The organism is Motilibacter deserti (genome assembly GCF_011250635.1).
Taxonomy (GTDB): Bacteria; Actinomycetota; Actinomycetes; order Motilibacterales; family Motilibacteraceae; genus Motilibacter_A; species Motilibacter_A deserti.
The window spans coordinates 1-3,012 of sequence record NZ_JAANNP010000168.1; the positions used below are offsets into that span (position 1 = coordinate 1).

The 3,012-nt window shown below is 73.6% G+C and carries 2 protein-coding genes and 1 pseudogene; all 3 read left to right on the forward strand.

All coding sequences use genetic code 11. From position 1 onward, the window contains the following. Positions 1-334, forward strand: a pseudogene (locus tag G9H71_RS21875) (methyl-accepting chemotaxis protein); the annotation flags it as partial. A 51-nt stretch (positions 335-385) separates the two neighbouring features. Continuing rightward, positions 386-985 carry an HAD-IA family hydrolase gene (locus G9H71_RS21880; protein WP_166284881.1) on the forward strand — a complete coding sequence of 200 codons (600 nt, stop codon included), beginning with the start codon at positions 386-388 and terminating at the stop codon, positions 983-985. A 160-nt stretch (positions 986-1,145) separates the two neighbouring features. Continuing rightward, positions 1,146-2,906 (forward strand): VanW family protein, encoded by a 1,761-nt coding sequence (locus G9H71_RS21885; protein WP_166284882.1) that lies wholly within the window; start codon positions 1,146-1,148, stop codon positions 2,904-2,906. Positions 2,907-3,012 lie beyond the last annotated feature (106 nt).

The following is a 3,012-nucleotide window of genomic DNA, read 5'->3' on the forward strand; positions in this document are numbered from 1 at the left end:
GGACGACATCGGGCGGCGGGTGCATGCGATCCAGACGGACTCGGTGAGCGCGGTCGAGGCCATCGGCGACATCGCCGCGGTCGTCGCGCGGATCAACGACTACACCTCGACCATCGCTTCCGCGGTCGAGGAGCAGACCGCCGTCACGGGCGAGATGAACCGCAGCGTCTCCGAAGCGGCGGGCGGCACCTCGCTCATCGCCGACGGGATCCGCGACGTGGCCGAGACGGCCCAGTCGACGGCCCACAGCGTCACCGAGGCCCAGCAGGCCGCCGCCGAGCTGGCTCGGATGTCGGCGGACCTCGAGCACCACGTGGCCAAGTTCCACTACTGAGCCGGGGACCGGCGACCCCGTTCCCGTACGCCTCGGGAATCATGGCTCGCCGTGGCCACGACACTGCTGCTCGACTACGGCGCCGTCATCTCCCTGACCCAGTCCGACGAGGACCTGCGCGGCATCGAGGCGGTCGTCCCCGACGTGCCCCCGGCGGCGCTGTGGGAGGCGTACTGGGCGCACCGGCTGGCGTACGACCTGGGCATGGACGACGCGGAGTACTGGGCCGCGGTGCTCGGCCGCCCGGCCACAGGCGACGAGCTCGACCAGCTGGTGCGCCGCGACGTCGAGAGCTGGCTGCACGTGGACGAGCGCGTGGCCGGGGCCCTTCCGGCACTGCGCGAGCGGGGTGTGCGCCTCGGGCTGCTCTCCAACGCACCGGTGCCGATCGCGCGCCGGATCGAGGAGCAGCCCTGGGCCCAGTCGCTGCACACGCTCACGTTCAGCTGCGACATCCCCGCTGCGAAGCCGGACCCGGCGGCCTACGTCGCGGCGCTCGACGCCCTCGGCGCGGCGGCCGAGGAGGTGGTGTTCGTCGACGACCGCGCGGAGAACGTCGAGGGCGCCCGCGCGGTCGGGATCACCGCGATTCACTTCACCGAAGCCGGCGTCGCCCTCGAGGAGGTCATGGCCCAGCTCGACCTCGCCTGAGGGGGAGCCCGGCGGGCGGGTTCCGCCCGATACGTGCGGGAGCGGCGCACCGCCCCCGAGCGGCCGTGCGCGCCGAGAGCCTCGCGGCCGGGCTGCGGCTGACCTAGGATGACCTCGCCCCTCAGCACTTGCCCGTCGCCCCGTCCCAGGAGAACGCCGCGTGCCGCACCTCGACCGCGGGCTCAGCCGTCGGCTGGGGCTGGCCGCCGGTGGCGTCGTCGCAGTGGGCGCGGCCGTGTGGGTCGGGGGCTACGCCCTCGCCGGGGAGAACGTCCCTCGCGACACGAGCGTTCTCGGGGTCGAGATCGGTGGGCTCGACGCCGCAGCGGCCGAGGCGAAGCTCTCCGGCGCCCTGCAGGACCGGGTGGCGGCGCCCATCGCGGTGACCGTGGGGCCCGAGCGCTACACCGTGGACCCGAAGGAGGCCGGCCTCACTCTCGACGTGGCCGCCACCGTCCGGTCTGCGGGCGCGCAGCGCAGCTGGAGCCCCGCCCAGCTCGCGCGCCACCTCACGGGCGGCGACGAGGTCGACCCCGTCGTGCGCACCGACGCGGCCAAGCTCGCCGCCGCCGTCGACGGCCTCGCCGACGAGGTCGACGAGGACCCGCAGGACGGGGCGATCACCTTCGACGGCGTCGAGCCGGTCACCACCGAGGCGCTGGCCGGGGTCACCCTCGACCGCGACCGGGCGCCGGCGGCGCTGCAGGCGGCGTACCTGCGAGGCGGGGCGCCCGCACTGCCCGCGCGCACCACGCAGCCGAGGGTCGGGGCCGCCGAGGTGCAGCGTGCCCTCACCGAGTTCGTCGAGCCGGCCGTCGCCGAGCCCGTGACGATCGTGGCGGCCGGCGAGCGCGTACGCGTCGCCCCCGGTGCCTTCACCCCCGCCCTGTCGCTCACCGGCGGGCCCGACGGCCGGCTCACGCCCGAGTTCGACACGGCGAAGCTGGCGAAGGCGCTGCGCCCCCGCCTGCAGGACGCCGAGGAGCCGGCCCGCGACGCCACGTTCGAGATCGAGGACGGCAAGCCCCGGCTCGTCGCCGCGAAGTCCGGCCGCCAGGTCGACATGAAGGCGCTCGCCGCGGACCTGCTCGACGTGCTGCCCGAGGCGACCGCCGCCCAGCGGGTCGTGACCGCGAGCCTCGAGGAGGCCGAGCCGTCGCTGACGACCGCCGAGGCCCGCAAGCTCGGGGTCAAGGAGGAGGTCTCGGAGTTCACGACCTACTACCCCTACGCCGCCTACCGCGTCACCAACATCGGGCGCGCCGCCGAGCTGATCGACGGCACGCTGCTCGAGCCCGGCGAGGAGTTCAGCCTCAACAAGATCGTGGGCGAGCGCACGCTGGAGAACGGCTTCGCCGTCGGCACGATCATCCGCGGCGGCCGCTTCGCCGAGGAGCTCGGCGGCGGCGTCTCGCAGGTGGCGACCACGACGTTCAACGCAATGTTCTTCGCCGGGCTGAAGGACGTGCAGCACAAGCCGCACAGCTTCTACATCAACCGTTACCCCGAGGGCCGCGAGGCGACGGTCGCGTGGCCGACGCTTGACCTGAAATTCGTGAACGACACTTCCTACGGCGTCTTCATCCAGACGATCCACGACCCGGGCGACTCGTTGACCGTGCGCATGTGGTCGACGAAGCACCGCGACGTCACGGCCTCGAAGTCCGAGCGCTACAACTACCGCGGCTTCAGCACGGTCTACGACGCCTCGGCCGGATGCGTCGCGCAGGGCGGGGTCAGCGGCTTCGACGTCGACGTCACCCGGACGATCACGGAGAAGGGCAAGACCCGCAAGGAGACGTTCCACACCCGCTACAACCCGGCCAACCAGATCTACTGCCGGCCCAAGCCGGCGCCCAGCACGGGCTCGACCGCGCGCCCGTCCGCGGCGTCGACGCCCGCCGCGGCCGACACGCGCTGACGCGGGCTGGGCCGGCCCTCGGTGAGGCGGGTGGGCGCGACGCCACGTGGTGGGGCGTATAAGCGCCATGGTGGTGCTACAGCACCCCCCTCGCGCCCATAGCGGC